Source organism: Embleya sp. NPDC056575, from assembly GCF_042793325.1.
Lineage (GTDB): Bacteria > Actinomycetota > Actinomycetes > Streptomycetales > Streptomycetaceae > Embleya.
In genome coordinates this window covers 16,760-31,662 of sequence record NZ_JBHTVA010000078.1, presented here as the reverse complement: position 1 = coordinate 31,662, position 14,903 = coordinate 16,760, and the positions used below count along the sequence as shown (strand labels likewise).

10 protein-coding genes are annotated in these 14,903 nt (G+C 73.3%); 3 read left to right on the top strand and 7 right to left on the bottom strand.

The window, feature by feature from the left end; translation table 11 throughout:
* Positions 1 to 11: 11 nt before the first annotated feature.
* The 7 genes from ACFRCG_RS40355 to ACFRCG_RS40325 form a co-directional block, all read right to left on the bottom strand.
* Complete coding sequence (locus ACFRCG_RS40355; RefSeq protein ID WP_380040946.1) at positions 12 to 848, bottom strand: methyltransferase domain-containing protein; 837 nt, start codon at positions 846 to 848, stop codon at positions 12 to 14.
* Positions 845 to 2,266, bottom strand: a complete 1,422-nt coding sequence (locus tag ACFRCG_RS40350) for a cytochrome P450 (protein ID WP_380040944.1) — start codon at positions 2,264 to 2,266, stop codon at positions 845 to 847. The genes ACFRCG_RS40355 and ACFRCG_RS40350 overlap by 4 nt, the downstream gene beginning before the upstream one ends.
* Positions 2,267 to 2,345: 79 nt before the next feature.
* Positions 2,346 to 5,333: an NHLP bacteriocin export ABC transporter permease/ATPase subunit gene (locus ACFRCG_RS40345; protein WP_380040942.1), complete on the bottom strand. Its 2,988-nt coding sequence runs from the start codon at positions 5,331 to 5,333 to the stop codon at positions 2,346 to 2,348.
* A gap of 87 nt (positions 5,334 to 5,420) precedes the next feature.
* Complete coding sequence (locus ACFRCG_RS40340; protein ID WP_380040940.1) at positions 5,421 to 7,682, bottom strand: NHLP family bacteriocin export ABC transporter peptidase/permease/ATPase subunit; 2,262 nt, start codon at positions 7,680 to 7,682, stop codon at positions 5,421 to 5,423.
* Complete coding sequence (locus tag ACFRCG_RS40335) at positions 7,679 to 8,494, bottom strand: HlyD family efflux transporter periplasmic adaptor subunit (RefSeq protein WP_380040938.1); 816 nt, start codon at positions 8,492 to 8,494, stop codon at positions 7,679 to 7,681. Before ACFRCG_RS40335 ends, ACFRCG_RS40340 begins: the two co-directional genes overlap by 4 nt.
* Positions 8,491 to 9,957: a SagB family peptide dehydrogenase gene (locus ACFRCG_RS40330; RefSeq protein ID WP_380040936.1), complete on the bottom strand. Its 1,467-nt coding sequence runs from the start codon at positions 9,955 to 9,957 to the stop codon at positions 8,491 to 8,493. The genes ACFRCG_RS40335 and ACFRCG_RS40330 overlap by 4 nt, the downstream gene beginning before the upstream one ends.
* Before the next feature lie 174 nt (positions 9,958 to 10,131).
* Positions 10,132 to 12,438, bottom strand: coding sequence for a TOMM precursor leader peptide-binding protein (locus tag ACFRCG_RS40325; protein ID WP_380040934.1), 2,307 nt, complete (start codon positions 12,436 to 12,438; stop codon positions 10,132 to 10,134).
* A gap of 469 nt (positions 12,439 to 12,907) precedes the next feature.
* Here ACFRCG_RS40325 and ACFRCG_RS40320 point away from each other — a divergent pair, with 469 nt between their 5' ends.
* The 3 genes from ACFRCG_RS40320 to ACFRCG_RS40310 all read left to right on the top strand — a co-directional run bounded on the left by ACFRCG_RS40320 (position 12,908) and on the right by ACFRCG_RS40310 (position 14,868).
* Entirely contained in the window at positions 12,908 to 13,288 is a 381-nt protein-coding gene (locus ACFRCG_RS40320) for a hypothetical protein (protein WP_380000406.1), read from the top strand.
* Between the two features lie 37 nt (positions 13,289 to 13,325).
* Entirely contained in the window at positions 13,326 to 13,685 is a 360-nt protein-coding gene (locus ACFRCG_RS40315; protein WP_380000404.1) for a hypothetical protein, read from the top strand.
* Positions 13,686 to 13,752: 67 nt separating this feature from the next.
* Complete coding sequence (locus tag ACFRCG_RS40310; protein WP_380040932.1) at positions 13,753 to 14,868, top strand: hypothetical protein; 1,116 nt, start codon at positions 13,753 to 13,755, stop codon at positions 14,866 to 14,868.
* Positions 14,869 to 14,903 lie beyond the last annotated feature (35 nt).

Below are 14,903 nucleotides of genomic sequence, written 5' to 3'. Positions count from 1 at the left end.
GCGAACCTCCCTTACGACGTGGGTACTCGGCCGACGACCGCGAAGCCGAGGAGCAGGGTGAAGCCGTCGGCGGCGACGAAACGCTCCCACGCCGCCATCGCCCGGGCGTAGGTCCCCAGGCCCAGCACACCGCGCTCGACCAGGGGAAGCAGGCGCTCGGGGGACAACTGCGGGGCGAGCGCGGCCGCGCCGCCGACCTCGTCGCTGGTGTACGCGAACGGGCGCACGGTGATCCCGGTCAGGCCCGCGCGGCGCAGGATCCGGGGCAGCCGGCGGGCCACCAGGCGATCCCCGCCGTCGGCGGCCTGGGCCGTGCCGAGGGCGCGGTAGGCGTCGGCGGACAGGGCCGACAGGTCCGGGTCCGCGCAGCCCCACAGTCCGGCGTCCACGTCGATCACGGCCAGCACGCCGCCGGGCCGCAACAGCGCGGCCAGCGCACGGGCGGCGCCCACCGGGTCGGCCAGGTGCTGGAACACGTAGCGGGCCAGCACCAGGTCGAACGAGCCCGCCGGCAGCGGCGGTTCGGTCAGATCGCCCCTGACGTAGTCGATCCCCGCGGCGGGCGCCTCGGCCCCGGCCACCGCCAGCAGCCGCTCGTCCGCGTCCAGACCCACCAACCGGGTCCGCGGGTCGGCCAGTTCGGCGCGCAGTCGGCGGGTGACCGCCCCGGTTCCGCAACCGGCGTCAAGGACCGCGCCGGCGACCGTGGGGGCCGTGTCCCGCAACACCCGCCACTCGTGTGCCCAGCTCAGCTCGGCCTGGATCTCCAACCGGCGCACCTCGGCCGGCACCCCGCCGAGTTCGGCCTGCGGCCGATAGCTGCCCCCGGGGCGGGCCGGGCCGGTCACGGCCGACCGCCGGTGGTGAGCGGGTGCGCGGTCATCAGCAGGCCGTCCCTGGGTCGCAGGGTCACCAGCGCCTCGGGCACCACCGGATGCCCGGCCACACCGCGCAACTCCAGCCGCTGCAACACCGTGGCCAGCACCAGGACCGCCTCGGTCAGGGCGAACGACTGGCCGATGCACACCCGGGGCCCGCCGCCGAACGGCACGTAGGCGTGCGCGGGCCGGGCCGCCCGGGCGGTCGTGGTGAAGCGTTCCGGGCGGAAGAGCTCGGGATCCTCCCACACCGCCGGGTGTCGGTGCAGGGTCCACGGGCTGATGCACACGAGGGTGCCCTCGGGCACGTGACGGCCGCCGAGCACGTCGTCGGCCGCGGCCCGCCGGGAGATCAGCCACACCGGCGGATACAACCGGATCGCCTCCTCCAGGCAGCGCCGGGTCAGCTCCAGGCGGGGCAGGTCCGCGGCCCGGGGCGGCCGGCCGGCCAGTACCTCGGCCAACTCGGCCCGGACTGCCGCCGCGGCCTCGGGATGGCGGTCGAGCAGGTGCACGGTCCAACTCAGCGCCTTGGCGGTGGTCTCGTGCCCCGCCATCACCATGGTCAGCACCTGGTCGTGCAGTTCGCGGTCGCTCAGCGCGTCCCCGTGCGCGTCCCGGGCGCCGAGCATGGCGTCGAGCAGGTCGGCGGGCCGATCCGTCGGCGGGCCGGTGTAGCGCCGGGAGGCGACGAGCATGCCGACGACGCGGGCCAGGAAGGTCTGCGCGGCGGTGTACCGCCGGCGGAGCAGCGCCAGGTCCGCGTCCGCGACGGTCGGCGTGCCCGGTTCGCCGTCGAAGTGGCCGATGAAGCGGTTGATGTCGTCCACCGCGCGGCCGAACCCCCGTCCCGCCGCGGCCAGATCGGCGCCGAGCAGCGCGTCCGCGACGATCCGCAGGGTGAGCGCGGTGAAGTCGTGGTCGACGCGGATGGTCCGCCCCTCCTCGGCGGCCCGCTCCCACGCGTCGGCCAGGTCCACGGCCGCGTCGGTCATCAGCGTGTCGAACTCCTCCACCCGGCGCGGCCGGAACGCGGGCGCGCACAACCGGCGTTGCCGCTCCCAGGCGGGGCCGTCGCTGGTCAGCAGGCCCTTGCCGAGCAGCGGGGTGAGCATGAAGTCGTCCGGGGTGCCGGCCTTCGTCCACGCGGTGTAGTTGTCCTTGAGGATGTGCCGGACCAGGTCGGGGCGATTGACGAACCACACCACCTCGCCGCGCGTGCGATGGCTGCACAGATCGCCGAACTCGGCGGCGAGCGTGGTGAGGAAGGCGAGCGGGTCGACCCGGATGTCGGCCAGGTCGAGGTCGTCGGCGGGGCCGGGCGGACGGGCGTGGACGGGTGATCCGGGCGATCCGGGCGGACCGGAGTGGACGGGCGATCCGGGCACGGGGGCCTCCTGGGTGCGGTAGCGGCCGAACTGGCGGGCGGGTCGGGTGCCGTGGCGGTGAATCCCACCGCCCGCGGCCTCAGGTCATCTGACGCTGGACCAGTTGGTGGAACAGGCCGTCCTCGTCGGCCAGCAACTGGTCCGGCGGCCCGGACTGGACCACCCGTCCGGCATCGAGCACCACGATGCGATCGGCCTGCATCACCGTCGACAACCGGTGCGCGATGATGATCCGGGTGGCGTTCAGCCGCCGGGTGCTCTGGGTGACCACCTCCTGGGTGCGGTTGTCCAACGCGCTGGTCGCCTCGTCGAAGAACAGGATGCGCGGCCGGCCGATCAGCGCCCGGGCGATCATCAGCCGTTGCCGCTGGCCGGCCGACAGGGTCACCGCGCCGTCGGAGAGCACGGTGTGCATGCCCATCGGCATCCGGCCCAGGTCCTGGTCCAGACCGGCCATCTCGGCCGCCTCCCACGCCTCGTCCAGGGTGTAGTTGCGCAGTCCGCAGATGTTGTGCAGCACGCTGCCGGCGAACAACTGCCCGTTCTGCAACACCACGCCGAACTGCCGGCGCACCGCCGCCACGTCCAGCGACGCGAGGTCCTGGCCGTCGTAGAGCACCGAGCCGGTGGTCGGCTGCTCGAAGCCGATCAGCAGCCGCAGCAGGGTGGACTTGCCGCAGCCGGTGGGCCCGACGATGGCGACGAACTCCCCGGGCCGGGCCCGCAGGTTCACGTCGTCCAGCACCGGCGGGGCGTCCGGCGCGTAGCGGAAGGACAGCCGGCTGACCTCGATGCCGCCGTACAGATCGCCCGGCGGCTGCTTGGACTCCAGCACCTCGGGCAACTGGGCGAGCACCGGCTGCACCCCCTCGAACAGCGGTACCGCCGCCGCCATCATCGTGATGCTCGCGGTCATCTGCAGCATCGAGCCGAGCATCAGCGCGTAGGCCACGCTGAACGACAGGAACCCGCCGACGTCCAACTCCCCGTCGGCGGGGCCGGAGACCATCGCGAACAGGAGCAGCGTGCACAGCAGCAGGTAGCCCGAGTTGAACACCGTGACCGTGTTCTGCAGCCGACGGGTGCGCACCGACAACACCCGGCTGCGGGCGAAGCCCATCGCCCAGAACGCGAACGCCCGGTCCTCGGCCGCCGCCACCCGCAACTTGGGCAGCCCGGTGAGCAGTTGGAACATGCGCCCGGACAACTCGTGTTCCTCGGCCATCAGTTCCCGCTGGCGGCGCATCTGGCGCAGCCCGGCGACCGCGCACACCGCGCCGCCCAGGGCGGCGAGCAGCAGGGCGAGCAGCGCCAGCGGCACGCTGTAGAAGAACAGCAGGCCCAGGTTGACCAGGAAGATCAGACACGCCGGTACGAACAGTGCGGTGACCCCGCTGAGGATCTCGCGCAGCGCGCTGATGCCCAGTGCGGCGCTGCTCAACGACCCGGAGGAGACGGACGCGAAGAACCCGGTGGGAAGACGCAACAGCCGATCCCATACGGCGGCCTGGGCGATCGCCTCGAACCGCCCTTCGACCCGCAGCAGCGAGAGGTTCTGCACCGCGGACAACACCGCCGCCAAGAGCGCGGAGGCGAGCAGCACCACGCACATCTGGGTGACCAGGACCCGGTCGCCCTGCGGGACGAACACGCCGAGCACCTTCCCGGTCAACACCGGTACCGCCAGCCCGAGCAGCGCGGCGCCCAGGCCGCAGGCGAACAGCACGAGCACGTCGACCGTGCTGCCGCGCAGGCCGAAGCGCAGCAGGGTGCGGGCGCTTCCGGGGCGTTCGGGCAGGGCCGGATAGAACATGGTCGCCCGCTGCTCCAGGCGGGCCGCCCGGGCGCGGTCCACCGGCGTCCAGTCGGTGCCGGTGGGGTCGAGCACGTGATAGCGCCGACGCCGCCACATCAGGGCCACCGGGCGGCGGGTGTCGGGATCCCCGTCCACCGGGCGGGTGTGCCCGACCAGCGGGCCGGAGTCGGTACGCCACCAGCGACCCGTGAGCGCCACGTCGCGCACCCGGAAGCCGGAGGAGACGGCGATCCGCTCCAGCGGGTCCAGCCGGGCATCGGCCGCCTCCGAGGTGCCACCCCGGGTGATCGTCACCCCGCTCGCCTGCCCGACCACCCGGGCCACCGCGAGGTAGTCGTCCTGGTCGGCCGCGTCCAGGCCGACCCGGTGCACCGGCCGGTAGGGATCCAGGACCGCGCCGAGGGCGCGCGAGGAGCGGCGCAGCGCGTCGGCGTCGACCTCGCGGCGCGCGTCCAGTTCCCGGCAGGCGTTGCCGCGCCGGCCGCGCAGGCGTTCGTCCACGCGCTGCATCAGGGTGTGCTGGTGGTGGGCGAGGTCGCGGGCGAACGGGGCCTCGGTGAGCACGTCCAGGGTGCGGACGACGTGCACGAGCGCGCCGCCGACCGAGTACAGCCAGTCGGCCGCGCCGATCGCCAGCCGGCCGCCGAAGCCGACCGTGGCGCCCGCGTCGGGGACGTCGTCGGCCGGGGCGTGCCCGTCGGCCTCGTTTGGCCCGCCGATGGCCACCGACCCGGACAACACCCGCACCCACAGCGTGCCGGCGACCGATCGGGCCGAGCCGCCTGCGGGCAACTCGGCGCCCTCGCCCGCCTCCAGGGCGGTGAAGGTACGCGGCGGCAGGCCCATCCGGACCGCGTCGGCCAGCGCGCCCAGTCCCCGGTCCAGGCCCGCCGCGAAGCAGCCCGCGAACGCCGCGTCGGCCGCGGCGGCGGCCAGTACGTCGGCCAGCGGCGCGGCCCGCACCGTCCCGCCGGGCAGCGGTTTGCCCAGCATCGCGGTACCGCCGGCCGGCGCCCCGCACAGCACCGTCCCGGCCCCCACCCGGCACAGGAACTGCCAACGCCCGCCCTCCTCCCGGGTGGTGGCGAACACGTCCACCATGCCGGCGGTGACGAACCAGACCTGGAGGGCGCCGTCCAGTGCGCAGGCCCCGGCGAGTTCGGGGCCGAGCGCGGCACCGAGCGCGTGCAGGTCCGGCGGCGCGTCGTCGGGCGGCTCGGCGGGCTCGAAGCCCTGCGTGGGCTCGGTCATCCTTCCTCCTCTTTTCCGTGGGGGACGCCCGGTTCGTGGGGAGGCGGCCCGCGTCGGGGGTGGTCGGTGGGCGCGCGGCGCGCGGGGCTACAGGTCGCGGATCAGTTCGGCGTACGGCCCGGGGACGCCCGCCAGCGTGTGGTGGTCGCCGCGCTGGGCGACCCGGCCCTGTTCGAGCACCACGATCTCGTCGCTGTCGCGCACCGTGGACAGCCGATGCGCGATGATCACGCACGCGCAGCCGCGTCGGCGCAGGTTGTCGTCGATGGTCGCCTCGGTCTGCGCGTCCAGTGCGCTGGTGGCCTCGTCCAGGACCAGCACGCTGGGGTTGCGGACCAGGGCGCGGGCGATCTCCAGGCGCTGGCGCTGGCCGCCGGAGAAGTTCTTGCCGCTCTCCGCGACCGCGCTGTGGATGGTGCCGGGCCGGGCCGCGACCACGTCGTACACGGCCGCGTCGCGCAGCGCCGCGACCACCGCCTCGTCCGGGATCGAGTCGTCCCACAGCGTGACGTTGTCCCGTACGGTGCCCTCGAACAGGAAGATGTCCTGGTCCACGAACGCCACCGCGGTGCCCATCACGTCGCGCGGATAGTCCCGGCGCGGCCGGCCGTCGAACAACAGCTCGCCGCTCCACGGTTCGTACAGCCCGGCGATCAACCGGCTCACCGTCGACTTGCCGCTGCCCGAGCCGCCGACCAGGGCGACCCGCCGCCCGGGGCCCACCCGCAGCGAGAAGTCGTCGAGGAGCGGTTTGCCCAACGGACTGTAGCCGAAGGTGACATGGGACAACTCGACCCGGCCGGCGAGCACCGTCGCCGGCTCCCCGGCGCCGGAGCGGGCCCGACGGTCCGGCTCGTCGTCGAGGAACTCGGGCGCGGGTGGGAACTTCTCGATGTCCTTGAGCCGGCCCAGGTCGGCGGTCACGTCCTGCAACCTCGGCCCCAGGTTGGTCAGTTGGGCGACGGGCCGGCTGAACGAGTTGACCAGGGTCTGGAAGGCGACCAGCAGGCCGATCGACATGTGCCCGTCGATCGCCCGCAGGCCCCCGATCCACAACAGCAGACCGCTGTCCACGGCGGCGAGCAGCGGCGGCACCACGGCCAGGATCGAGGTGGGCGCGCCCAGTGCCTGCTGTCCGGAGACCACCCGGGCCTGGAATCCGGCCCAGCGCTTGAAGTAGTCGCCCTCGGCGCCGGAGGCCTTCAGCGTCTCGATCAACTGGAGGCCGTTGAACGACGCCGACACCAGGCCCGAGCGATCCGCGCGCAGCCGGGCCACCGTGTCGGTGCGCATCCGCGAGACCAGTTTGAGCACCACGATGTTGAGCATCGCCACGCCGACCCCGACCAGGGTCAACTGCGCGTCGTACGTCCACAGCAGGCCCGCGTAGACCACCACCAGCAGCATGCTGACCACCGTGGTGGCCACATCGCGGGACAGGATCTGCGCGATGGTGTTGTTGGCGGAGACCCGCTTGCTGATCTCGGCCGGGTTGCGCTGGGTGAAGAACACCACCGGCAGCCGCAGCAGATGGCGCACCACGCGGACCGAACTGCGGATCGAGGACGCGGACTCGACCCGCAGCAGATGGGTCTGTTGCAGCATGGTCAGCGCGATCGTCACCGCCGCCGCCAAACCCATGGAGGCGAGCAGCGCGGGCAGGAACGAGTGGTCCGCGCCGGTGAGCACCCGGTCGATGAACACCCGGGTGAACGCGGGCGCGGCCAGGCCGGGCAGGATCAGCAACAGGCTCGCCAGGAGCGCGAGCAGCAGCGCGCCGCCGCTGCTGCGATAGCGTGCGCGCAGATCGGCGAGCAGCCGGGGCGGGTGACCGCCGCGCCGGAACTCCGGGCCCGGCTCGAAGGTGAGCACGATGCCGGTGAACGCGACGTCGAACTCCTCGGTGGTGACCGACCGGCGGCCCTGCGCGGGGTCGTTGAGCCGCACCATCGGCCGCCCGAGCCGGCGCGTCATGCCCTCGTAGACGACGAAGTGGTTGAACTTCCAGAACAGGATGGCCGGCGGCCGGTTCCGGGCCAGTGCCGCGGTCTCCATCTGCATGCCGCGCGCGATCAGTCCGTACGAGCGCGCGGCGCGCAGCAGGTTCGCCGCCTTGGCGCCGTCCCGGGAGACCCCGCACGCGTGTCGCAACTCCTCCAGCGGGACGAAGCGGCCGTGGTGGGCGAGCACCATGGCCAGCGCGGCGGCGCCGCACTCGACGCCCTCCAACTGGATGACCGTGGGCGTGCGTACCGACATCCGGCGCTCGGCGGACTCGCGGCGGCGGCGACCGCGCTCCGGCGGGGCGGGCGGCGCGCCGGCGGGCGGTGGCGAACTGGTGGTGGTCATCCAGGAAGCAGCCAATCGAGCGGGCGCTCGCCGGGCAGGCGGGCGAAGCCGGTGATGGGGGTCTGCGAGTCGATCCGGAACGGCGGCCCCGACCGGTTGGTCCAGCGGTAGCCGCTGAGCGTGCGAGGGTCGGTCTCCAGGTCGACGGTGACCCGGACCGCGCCGCCGGCGGACAGCAGCCGGCCCGCGGCCTGTTGGTCGCCGCCGAGGAAGTCGGTCACCTGCTGGGCGGTGTACGGGAACTGGTCGATCGCGGTGATCCGGCCGCGCAGCAGCCCGAACGCCTGGGAGGGCGCGGACTGTACGGACACGTCCACCTGGGTGCCCGGGCGCAACATGCCCGCGCTGCGCGGGGATACGAACAGCGTGGCCAGGAGCCGGTCGTCGTTGGCGTCGGTGCGCTCGACGGTCATGAACGTGGTGCCGACGGAGATGTATTGGCCGCTGGAGACGAGCAGGCCGATCACCCGGCCGGCGAACGGCGCCCGGACGATCTGGGTGGCGCCCTGCGCGTCGACCACCGAGAGCACCGGGGTGCCCTTGGGCACGAGCGTGGCCGAATCGACGAACAGGTTGGACACCAGGCCGGTTTGCGGGCTCTGTACACGGGAGACGCCGAGCGGATGGGTGAGGATGCCGGGCACCTCGACCTTGCGCGGCAGGGTGCCGCCCGCCGACCACGCGGCGGTGGCGCCGAGGAGCAGGGCCAGGGCGAGCAGCAGCGCCCAGGCGCGGGTGCGGACCAGGCGGATGGGCGCGTCGAGTTCCTCGGGGGCCTTCAGTCCCTCCAGGGCCTCGCGACGGAAGTTCATGGCCGTCCCCCTCCGGGCGCGCCCGGCACGGCCGTGTTCGGCTCCGGGCCGATCGTGCCGAGCAGGAACTCGCCGACGGTGCCCTCGCGTTCCCATCGGTTGCCGGTGGCGAGGGCGAACAGGTCGGAGTCGCCGCCGCCGAGCCCGCACCCGCCCAGGCCCATCGCGGTCGCGACCAGGTACATCGTCTGGTAGAGCACCCCGACGTGTTTGAGCACGAGCGCGTAGCCCATCGTCTGGTACTTCCACATCACCCGCCCGAACCGCGCGCTCACCAGCAGCACGACCTGCGGCGGCGTGCTCATCAGCGCGGTGGCGCGGGCGATCTCGGACAAGCGGCCGACCGCCGGGCCGGGGTCGGCGACGTGTTCGAGGCGATGATCGCGAGGGTCGTAGTGGTACAGGCCCGGGGGCACCCCGACCACGTTGTTCACCAGCGGATACAGCTCCAGTTCGTGACAGCGCCCGCCCGACGGGTAGGGCCGGTCGCCGACCTCCTGGCGGTCCTCGTGCAGGACGGCGCGGTTGCGTGCCGTGCGGTACAGGAACTCGCCCAGCTGCGCGAGGGTCAACGGCTTCGTGTCGTCGTGCGCGCGCACCGAACGGCGGCCCTCCAGCACCTCGGTCAGCGGCGGATCGGTCCGGCGGACCGCGTCCGGGTCGGGGCGGGGCAGGTCGACGGTCGGTCCGTCGAACGCCGGACGGACCACCGGCAGGGGCGGCTCGGCGGCGGCGCGCCAGTAGGTGCCGCCGTAGGGCAGGTCGTGCCGGCCGGCCCGGGTGCGCCCGTGGAACCACAACTCGTGCGGCGACCAGCGGGCCCGGTCCGGATCGGCGTCCTCCTGCTCCGGATCGACCAACAGACCGTGCCGGGACAGCAGTTCGAGGGCACGCGCGGCGCCGGGCGGCAGCGCGCCGGCGTCGTGGTGCGGCAGCGCGGCCACCAGCCCGGCCAGCGCCGGGTCGAGCAGGTCGGCGGCTACCGGGGCCAACGGCGACTCCAGGACGATGTGTTCGCCCTCGCGGCGGAGCACCGCGAAGCGGGACAATCGCCGGGTCGCCGGATCGGGGGCGCTCGCGCCGCGGGCGGGCGGGGCCGGCGGGGCGAGCGGACGCAGCGCGAGGACGGGTCGGCCGGCCACCTCCAGGGTGGTGCCCAGCCACCCGCCGGCGCGCAACCGCTGGAGCAGTGCGGGCAGTTTCAGCAGGGCGCTCTCACCGTCGCGGTCGAGCACGGCCCGGTGCAGGTCGTCCTCGCTGCTCGGGCGGTCGGCGAGCAGCGCGACGGCCGCCGCGACGCCCGGGGTCAACACGCCCAGGGACAGACCACGCGGCCCGAGGAAGAGCAGGGTGGCGCCGGCGTCGTTGGTGCTCGCCCGCGCGTTCGGATGCAGGGCGACGCGTTCCACCGGCACCGTCGTCGCGGCGCCGGCCGCGGTCGGCGGGATACCGAGGCTGGTCATGGAACCTCCGGGGCAGGTCGGGCCGGGCCGAATCGGTTACGCGGCGGGAGCGGCCCGGACGGAGCGGGCGGTGCGTGCGGAGCGGTGCGGGGCCGGCCGGCCCGGCCGAGCCGACCGGGCGCCTGCGGAGCGCCGACGGTCGGCCCGGACCCGGGCCGTGGGCACGGGAGGTGGTCAGAAGAAGACGCTGTACGGGTTGAGGTCGGCCTCGGGCACCGGCGCGGCCAGCCAGCCCAGCCGCACGGGCGTGTCGTACATCCGCCCCGGACCCAACCGGCGCCAGAAGTGCCGCAGCCCGGGGACCATCACCTTGGCCACGTTCAGCTCCAGGTCGGGCAGGCTCTGGTCGAGCACGATCACCTCCAGGTCGACCGCGCGCAACCGCTCCACCGTGCCGCGGATGTCGCGCGCGATGTCGCCGCTGTGCAGGATGCCGTAGCCCTCCAGCGTGGTCTGCGGCAGATGCCGCGCGGGCAGCGCCCACGGCTGCGCCTCGGCGGTGGCGGTGTGCAGCCACGCCAGGGTGTGCGGGTCGTCCTCCCAGTAGGCGGTGCTGCCGTCCGGGTTGCGGTTGATCACCGCGGGCAGGAACTGGTTCACCTCGGTGAGCGCGCGCAACACCGCGATCCGCACGTCCAGGTGGGCGCCGAAGCCGAGGAGGATGTCCTCCACCGGGTGGTCGGTGCGCCGGGAGACCGCGGCGAACGTGGGCACGCCCAGGTCGGTGGTGATGTCGACGACCTCCAGGGTGCGCTGCATCCCGGCGTAGAAGTCGCGCAGGCTGTCCACGTACGGCTCGTGCAGTGAGTCCAGGTCGAAGCCCGGGCGCAGCGCCCGGTTGTACCACCACAGGCCGACCGCGTCCCGCTCGCAACTCTCGAACAGGCCCTGCATGATCGCCTCTTCCAGGGTGTTCCCGGAGGCGTTGCCGTTGCCGTCGCTGAAGCAGTAGAAGTGCTCGTTCAGGTCGGGGTGGCCGAACCAGGAGTAGCCGGCCGGTACCAGGCGGGGCCGGTCCTCGGTCAGCGACCAGGCCCGGGTCCAGTTCAGCCGGCGCTTCTCGTCGAATCGTTCCGGCACGATGTGCAGGCGCCCGGCCGACTCGCGGTTCCACTCCTCGCGCGTCTCGTACTGGGTGTCGGAGTACAGCAACAGGTCGTACGGGTGCAGGGCCAGGTCGGCGCCCAGCTCCTCGAACGAACCCGGCTCGGTCCGGCGGTCGCCGCGCCACACCCCCGAGTAGCGCTCGATCGCCTCGCACACCCCGCTGACCCGGGCCTGGACGTCGCTGCGGCCCTTGCCGCCGCTCTGGCCGCGCAGGTTGCGGCGCAACATGCCGATGTTGGGTCCGGGGACGGCGAAGTTGTGGCTGGCCGAGTAGCTGAAGGTGACGCCGTTGTCCACGTCGTTGAGCAGGCGCAGCGCGCTGACCGCGCCGAGCAGTCGGCTGATGTGCTTCTCCAGCCGCTTGAACGTGTCGTCGGGGCGCATCGTACGGTGCCCGCCCTCGTCGTCGAACCGCACCGCCTGGTCTACGAGTTCGACGCGGGGATCGCGGTCCAGGAGCAGCGCGGGATCGCCGCACGCGGGGCACTGCGGCTGCCGGATCAACCGGTGTTGCTCCAGCCGCCGGCTGGGTACGTGCAGCGACACCAGGACACCCTCGTAGCCGGAACGTCCCTCCGCCGCCAGGAGTTCGGCCGCGGCGGCGGCGACCAGGTGCGCGGACAGGCCCACCGACCAGGCGGTGGCGGCCACGGAGGTGCGGATCGGCTCCTCGTCGACGGTGCCGTCGGGGCGCCGCCGCAGGAACGTCTCCACCTGCTGGTTGCCCGCCAGGCGGTGGGCCAGACAGTGCCAACAACCGGTGCGCCCGGGGACCAGGTAGGGGCCGGTCCACACATCCGCGCCGGTCGGCTTGGCGAGCAGCCAGGGCAGCCCGGCGGCCCGCAACCGGGCGTCCATCGCGGCCAGTCGCGGGTCGAGGTAGTCGTCGGTGAGCACCACCGTCAGGTCAGGCCGGTGTCCGCCCTCGGCGGGCGCCGCGCCGGTCGCGGCCGAGGTCACCGGGGTCACCGCCGCGCCGATCTCGCGCAGCGCGGCCACCACGGCGGCGGCGTCCACCGCGCCGAGCGCGGCCACCTCGATCCGCGCGCCCCGCAGCCGATGGGCCGCCTCGACCGCGTCCAGGCCCAGGCTCTCCCAGGCCGCGGCCCCGGCCCGGTCGTCGTTCGCCGCGCCGTCCACGAGGTGGCCGAAGCGCTGGAACTTCGAGATCGCGAAGACCACTTCGCCCATCGTGAAGCGCTCGGCGAGCTTCTCGGTGATCTCGGCGATGGTGTGCGTGCCGTCGAGATACGGCAACACGGCCGCGACCGCCTTGCCCTGGACGAGGTAGTGGCCCTCCTCGCACAGGAGGAAGACCCGATCCGTACCGAAGGGGCGAGGGACGAGATGTGCCTTGAGTCGAGGCAGGTCCACGAATTCTCTCCCGGCGTAGTCGAATTTCCGGCAGCTTTTCCGGCAGCGGTGCCCTGCGGCCGTCGCCCGGTAATTGTTAGCGGCGTCCCGGGCGCCGGGACAAGGTCGTTCCGGCGAAATTCCGCTGTTTCTCCGGTGTGTTCGTATTGGGCCAGGGGGGTGCCCGGGTGAGTTCTATCGGAGGTGCCCGCCTAACGTTGGGGGGTCCCCCGTTTGTCCTGCCGGCAGGCGGTGTCGGAGGTACGGGCGGCGGGGCACAGAGCTTGGGGGAGGGGTGCCGAAATCCTGGGACCCGGCAATTAGGAGTTCGGGCATTGACGGTTCCTCGGCGTGCTCCGCATGCTTCCGGTATTGCAGCCGAACCGATCCGGATCCGATCCGAACGTGCCTCGAATCCGAGGTGAATCCGAAGCCGAGCGGGCGGAATTCGCTGCAGATCCCGAAGTCGGACCCAACGAGGGAGACTCAGATGGAGCCCAGGGACAGGGCCGCGTTCGTCAGGTCCTACACGAAGGTGCTCACCGCCGCGTGGTCGGACGACGAGTACGCGAGCCGGCTGGAGAACGACCCGCGCGCCGCGCTCGCCGAACACGGCCTCGAACTGCCCGCCGGCGCCTCGGTGCGCATCATCCGCAACGTCGAGGGCGAGCCCGACCTCGACGGCCAGGTCACCCTGTGGGAGGCCGGCACCGTCTCCGGCACGTACGAGCTGCGCGTGCCCAACTCGCCGCAGATCGAACTGCGCGAACTGTCCGAGGCCGACCTCGAATCGGTCGCCGGCGGCACCATCGAAACGCGCGACGACACCACGTACTGCTGCTGCTGTTCCCCGTGCTGCTGCTGCACCTGACGGCGCGCCGCGGCACGGCGTAGGGAGAGGACGGCTCATGGAGCCCAGGGAAAGGGCCGCGTTCGTCAGTTTCTACGCCAAGGTGTTGACCGCGGCGTGGTCGGACGACGAGTACGCGGCCCGGTTGGAATCGGACCCGCGAGCCGCCCTCGCGGAGATGGGCTTCGAACTGCCCGCAGGCGCCACGGTGCGCATCACGCGTGAGGCCGGAGGGGAACCCGACCTCGAGGCGCAGGTGCACGCGTGGGCCGAGGGCACGAAGACCGGTCGGTACGAACTGTGGGTCCTGGACTCGCCGTTGCTGGAGACGCGCGAGCTGTCCGAAGCCGATCTCGACTCGGTGGCGGGCGGCGACGCGTACAGCTGCTCCTGCTCACCGTGCTGCACCAGCACCTGATCGACCCGGCCCGGGGGCGTCCCGCCACCCCGGAACTCGACCGGCCACTGACCCGAGGTGGAGACCCATGCCCGGACCGACCGCGCCGGACGCGCGCGCACCGCACCCCTTCGGGGCACGCGTGATCCACCCGCCCGTCGGCCCCCGCCGCCGGGCGACTTCGGCCGTTCGCCGCCGGGCGGCCACGCTCGCCTGCGCCCTGCTCGTGGCCGGCGCCGCACTGGCCGGATGCGGGGAGGGCACCGCCGACCCCAAGCCCGCGGCGCCCCAGGCCGACGCGCCCCCGGTGGGCGTGGAACAGGCCACTCGGCTGCTCCAGGAGTACTCCGCGGCCAACACGCGGATCAACACCGCCCTGGACCCGGCCGGGGTCGACGCGATCGAGATCCCGCCCGCCGCCACCGGCAGCAAGGCGGGCCTGCAGGTGGCCAAGACCCAGGCGGTCGCGGTGCCGACGACGGGATACGTGCATCCGCGCTTCGTCTTCCCGCGCCAGAGCGGATACCCGAAGTTCTTCGTGGCGATCACCCAACTGCTGCAATCCGACACGGTCTCCCCGTCGCCCAAGTACCTGCTGTTCGTCCAGGAGCACGACGGCGCGCCGTGGAAGGTCGCGTACTACCCGTTCGTCACCGACCGTTCGGAGATCCCGGACCTGGACCAGGACGCCGCCGGCGGCGCCCCCGCCGTCACCGACGCCGCCGGACTGCTCGCCGACCCCGCCGCCCTCGGCCGCGCCTACCAGGACTACGCCCAGGGCAAACGCGACCCCAAGGTGCCGCTGTCGCCCACCAAGACGCTCACCGGACAACTCACCGGCGGATGGACCGCCGGCGTCCAGGCGCTGCGTGCCAAGGGCGGCATCCTGGAGCGCGCCATCGCGCCCGACGCACCGCAATACCCGACGTATCTGCTGCGCACCCGCGACGGCGGCGTGCTGGCGTTCACCGCCGTCCAGGTTCGGGACACGATGACCTCCTCGGGCGGCAAGGACGGTGTGCCGCTGGACGCGGGCAGCCGGGAGGCGGCGTTGGCCGGCAGCCCCGAGGGGGCCCGGGCGGCGCAGTACGTGATCACCCGCCTGATCGTCTCGCTCAGCCACATCCCACCCGCCTCGGCGCCGGGCACCGGCGTGCAGCTGATCGCCTACGGCGACTACGCCCTGTCGGTCGCGGCCGGCTGAGCCCCGGCCCGGACCCCGAACCCCCGTCCCGCACA

What these genes read in the sequence shown, in the direction of transcription:
- ACFRCG_RS40345 (WP_380040942.1), bottom strand. Translation starts at nt 5,333, where the DNA reads ATGACCGAGCCCACGCAGGGCTTCGAGCCCGCCGAGCCGCCCGACGAC.
- ACFRCG_RS40335 (WP_380040938.1), bottom strand. Translation starts at nt 8,494, where the DNA reads ATGAACTTCCGTCGCGAGGCCCTGGAGGGACTGAAGGCCCCCGAGGAA.
- ACFRCG_RS40315 (WP_380000404.1), top strand. Translation starts at nt 13,326, where the DNA reads ATGGAGCCCAGGGAAAGGGCCGCGTTCGTCAGTTTCTACGCCAAGGTG.
- ACFRCG_RS40320 (WP_380000406.1), top strand. Translation starts at nt 12,908, where the DNA reads ATGGAGCCCAGGGACAGGGCCGCGTTCGTCAGGTCCTACACGAAGGTG.
- ACFRCG_RS40340 (WP_380040940.1), bottom strand. Translation starts at nt 7,682, where the DNA reads ATGACCACCACCAGTTCGCCACCGCCCGCCGGCGCGCCGCCCGCCCCG.
- ACFRCG_RS40330 (WP_380040936.1), bottom strand. Translation starts at nt 9,957, where the DNA reads ATGACCAGCCTCGGTATCCCGCCGACCGCGGCCGGCGCCGCGACGACG.
- ACFRCG_RS40310 (WP_380040932.1), top strand. Translation starts at nt 13,753, where the DNA reads ATGCCCGGACCGACCGCGCCGGACGCGCGCGCACCGCACCCCTTCGGG.